The organism is Acinetobacter sp. WCHAc060025 (assembly GCF_004209355.1).
Lineage (GTDB): Bacteria > Pseudomonadota > Gammaproteobacteria > Pseudomonadales > Moraxellaceae > Acinetobacter > Acinetobacter wuhouensis.
The window spans coordinates 1-4,064 of the sequence record NZ_SGSX01000049.1; the positions used below are offsets into that span (position 1 = coordinate 1).

The 4,064-nt window shown below is 45.9% G+C and carries 4 protein-coding genes and 2 pseudogenes; all 6 read right to left on the reverse strand.

Translation table 11 applies throughout. The features are described from left to right. Window positions 1-97 precede the first annotated feature (97 nt). Window positions 98-877, reverse strand: a complete 780-nt coding sequence (locus EXE09_RS18470) for an APH(3')-VI family aminoglycoside O-phosphotransferase (protein WP_014386410.1) — start codon at window positions 875-877, stop codon at window positions 98-100. A 105-nt stretch (window positions 878-982) separates the two neighbouring features. Further along, window positions 983-1,141 (reverse strand): annotated as a pseudogene (locus tag EXE09_RS18475) (integrase core domain-containing protein); the annotation flags it as partial. Window positions 1,142-1,159: 18 nt separating this feature from the next. After that, on the reverse strand, window positions 1,160-1,864 hold the full coding sequence (locus EXE09_RS18485) for an IS6-like element IS26 family transposase (protein WP_001067858.1): 705 nt from the start codon (window positions 1,862-1,864) through the stop codon (window positions 1,160-1,162). A 46-nt stretch (window positions 1,865-1,910) separates the two neighbouring features. Then, window positions 1,911-2,429, reverse strand: a complete 519-nt coding sequence (locus tag EXE09_RS18490; protein ID WP_130118232.1) for an AAA family ATPase — start codon at window positions 2,427-2,429, stop codon at window positions 1,911-1,913. Window positions 2,430-2,441: 12 nt separating this feature from the next. Beyond that, complete coding sequence (gene aac(3)-IId, locus EXE09_RS18495) at window positions 2,442-3,302, reverse strand: aminoglycoside N-acetyltransferase AAC(3)-IId (protein WP_000557454.1); 861 nt, start codon at window positions 3,300-3,302, stop codon at window positions 2,442-2,444. A 141-nt stretch (window positions 3,303-3,443) separates the two neighbouring features. Further along, a pseudogene (locus EXE09_RS18500) lies at window positions 3,444-3,854 on the reverse strand (transposase); the annotation flags it as partial. Window positions 3,855-4,064: the final 210 nt, after the last annotated feature.

The window sequence follows — 4,064 nt, forward strand, 5'->3', positions numbered from 1 at the left end:
AACTTTAAATCAGTGGCTCCACTAACACTCTTCACTTATTTATTTAAAATTTAGCGACGTTAAAAGACAATTAAGTATTTTTAGATAATGCTTAGAATCAATTCAATTCATCAAGTTTTAAAAAATAATTCCTTTTGTCAGGTCTATCATTTTTTAAATGCTTTAAAAATATTTTAGCAGTTTCCTCCGAGGCATCCTCTCTTAGGCAACGTTCAACAAAGGATATATCTACAAATTCATCAGCTAACCCAGCACGGCCAAGATCTAAAAAGTAAATTTCATTGAATTTATCTATAAAAATATTACTATCCGTGATATCGCCATGAGAAAAAACCAATCTTTCTTCAACACGAGTCTCAGTTAACTCATTCCATAGACTTAGGTAAGTTCTATGGTCTCCCCATAATTCAGCGTCAAAATCATCTTGATCTATATCGTCAAGGAGTTGGTTATCAATAAAAAATTTTGACTCTTTTAACCGATGATCAATGTTTGAAATAAATGGACAATCAATAATAGCAACTGAATTTAACAGATTGAGTGCCTCCTTATAGATAGCAAGCAATTCTTGGTCTGTTAAAAAAAGCGCTGAAATTGGTTTTGCATTGATCGCTTTAGTGATCATTAATTCAAACTGCTCATCCTGAAAAGTCATGATGAGTTCAGGCACCTTTAATTTCTCAGAGAGCCAACTCAACATTTTCGCTTCGCGAGAGACACTGTATGTGGTCTCTGTATATAAAGTGCTAGATCGCTTAAGAAAAAAAGTTTCATTATTTCGATTAAAAGAATAAACATCCGATGGCGACTGACCAATTTTATTTGGCTCTAAAACGCTGTTTCCAATAAATTGTTGAATAATATTGGGCAATTCCATCAAGTTTTCCTTTTATTCAGCATTAAAAACCCCGCAAATGCGAGAGAGGTGGTCCCACTTGTTTGAACAACTAAAAGCGTATTTATAAGTGATATTCCGCTCTAGTTAAGCCACCTTGTTTTGTTGGGGTAGCTGATCATAGTAAAACTCATTTGGTGTCATTTTGTCTAGACTCGAATGAGGTCGTTTCAAATTATAAAACTCAAAATATGCACTTAATTGCTTTTTCGGGCACTGTTGCAAAGTTAGCGATGAGGCAGCCTTTTGTCTTATTCAAAGGCCTTACATTTCAAAAACTCTGCTTACCAGGCGCATTTCGCCCAGGGGATCACCATAATAAAATGCTGAGGCCTGGCCTTTGCGTAGTGCACGCATCACCTCAATACCTTTGATGGTGGCGTAAGCCGTCTTCATGGATTTAAATCCCAGCGTGGCGTTGATTATCCGTTTCAGTTTGCCATGATCGCATTCAATCACGTTGTTCCGGTACTTAATCTGTCGGTGTTCAACGTCAGACGGGCACCGGCCTTCGCGTTTGAGCAGAGCAAGCGCGCGACCATAGGCGGGCGCTTTATCCGTGTTGATGAATCGTGGGATCTGCCACTTCTTCACGTTGTTGAGGATTTTACCCAGAAACCGGTATGCAGCTTTGCTGTTACGACGGGAGGAGAGATAAAAATCGACAGTGCGGCCCCGGCTGTCGACGGCCCGGTACAGATACGCCCAGCGGCCATTGACCTTCACGTAGGTTTCATCCATGTGCCACGGGCAAAGATCGGAAGGGTTACGCCAGTACCAGCGCAGCCGTTTTTCCATTTCAGGCGCATAACGCTGAACCCAGCGGTAAATCGTGGAGTGATCGACATTCACTCCGCGTTCAGCCAGCATCTCCTGCAGCTCACGGTAACTGATGCCGTATTTGCAGTACCAGCGTACGGCCCACAGAATGATGTCACGCTGAAAATGCCGGCCTTTGAATGGGTTCATGTGCAGCTCCATCAGCAAAAGGGGATGATAAGTTTATCACCACCGACTATTTGCAACAGTGCCGTTCATCGCTGGTGTGTGCACCACTATCGAGAACACGGGTTGTGCATGGAAGCCGTTCCCTTGCGGCCAAGCATCGGGCGACATTCGCTAATCGCCACTCTCGAATCTCCGCATTTCGATTCGGGTCAGGATGCATGGTCTGGTTCGCGATCCGGTGACGCAATAGGTCCTCGTTGAGCGTCAGAAAGATGTGCAGCAGCTGATCGTCGATCCGCCTTACCCCGTCGAGTATCTCAGTCAGATAGTCCGGGTGCACGAGCGTCATTGGGATGATGATGTCCTGCGAGTAATTCCTTCGAATCTCCCTGACCGCCGCGATCGTAAGTCCCCTCCACAAGGGGAGATCCTGATAGTCTCCGCTCGCTGGCATGGGGACCGTTTCTTTCACCACGAACCCGATTTCCTCGGGGTCAAAGATCAGCGATTTGGAACGCCGATCGCGCAGCCGCTTAGCGAGCGTCGTCTTTCCGGCGCCGAAAGGTCCGTTGATCCAGATTATCATTGTCGACGGCCTCTAACCTGAAGGCTCGCAAGAGCGCTCGACGGCCTCGTGCGGAGGCACGATCGGAGTGGTTCCGAAATGCTTCTCAAGATAGGTGACGCCGAACGTCACGATGTCCTGCGCGTCGAACAGGTAGCACTGAGCAAAGCCCACGACACCTTCTCGATGGCGACCGAGCTTCACGTAAGCATTTGCTATAGTTTCAACCGCATCCGGCTTTCCTTCGATAGCAAAGCAATCGAGAATGCCGTTTGAATCGTAATCCGATGCCGTTTTCCAGGCGACTTCACCGTCTCTTCCAAGCATCGGCATCTCATACGTCACCCACCGTTTGTTGGGGATATCGGCAACCGCCTCGGCGTAGTGCAATGCGGTAACGGAGTTTAGCGGCGCACCCAACAGCAGGGCCTTCCCGCCAAGGCGAACGAACCGCTCGACGGGCGATCCTTCCCCCAAGGCGTGACCGAGTTCGTGAGGCTCCGTCAGCGTTTCAGCCAGCGGACCAACCGCGACCATCGATGCATCGGGGTGCGCGCTGCGCCGCGCGCCGGGGGCTTGAACCAGAAATTGATTCAGCAGGCCGAACCCACGGTAAGTCCCGGCTGTTGCGGGATCGAACGGCAGCCAGGTACGGCGGGCTTCGTCATCCAGCCGAGCGCCATTCAGAGTCTCCTCGTAGGGTGATCGGTCCCACGACGCGTATCCCATCACAGTGCCAGTCGGCCCAACCGCGGAGCGTAACGCGGCAACGACCGTCTCCGCTCCTCCTTCGACCGGACCAATCGCTTTAAGTGAGGCATGCACCATCAAGAGGTCACCGGTTTGGACTCCGAGTTTTTGAAGCGCCTCCGTTATTGCCTTCCGCGTATGCATCGCGATATCTCCTCTAAACTGCAAAACACTATACCTATCGAGATATCACTCTACTATACCTATCGAGATATTAATGTGGTTCCGTTAATTAGACAACTCAATTCAGTTTTATAAGTGATAAACCCGCTCTAAATATTTAAATTATGCTGCCATTACTTTTAGTAAATGTTGATCATAAAATTCATTCGGTGTTGCCTTATTCAAACTTGAATGAGGACGTATCATGTTATAAAAATCCAAATATTCAGCAATTGATTGTATCGCTTGTTTAACCGTATCGTAAGCCTTCAAATAGACTTCCTCATGCTTCACGCTGCGCCATAAACGCTCAATCATCACATTATCCATCCATCGTCCTTTTCCATCCATACTGATACGGATATTTCGCAATTTTAACTCATTCAAAAATGCCTCGCTTGTGAATTGACTGCCTTGGTCTGTATTAAAGACTTCAGGACAACCATATTTCACAATTGCTTCTTGCAACGCATCTATGCAAAAGTCTGTTTCCATACTGATCGATACACGATGAGCCAGTGCTTTACGACTATAGGCATGGTCTAAAATCCTAGACCCACATCATTTTGATCATAATTGATTTGAGTAAGAAAGAATTATTATGCAATAACTTATCTTTAAAAATTAATGATGAGAAAGAGTTTTTTATAAATTCTTATTTTAAAGACTTTCTAAAATTAACATAATACGCGTTATACGAATCCCAAGGCATGGCTTTTAGTCATGCTTTTTTTATCAAAAGAG

Excerpts from the sequence above, each read along its gene's own strand:
- EXE09_RS18490 (WP_130118232.1), bottom strand. The coding sequence starts at position 2,429 with ATGATAATCTGGATCAACGGACCTTTCGGCGCCGGAAAGACGACGCTC.
- EXE09_RS18485 (WP_001067858.1), bottom strand. The coding sequence starts at position 1,864 with ATGAACCCATTCAAAGGCCGGCATTTTCAGCGTGACATCATTCTGTGG.
- EXE09_RS18470 (WP_014386410.1), bottom strand. The coding sequence starts at position 877 with ATGGAATTGCCCAATATTATTCAACAATTTATTGGAAACAGCGTTTTA.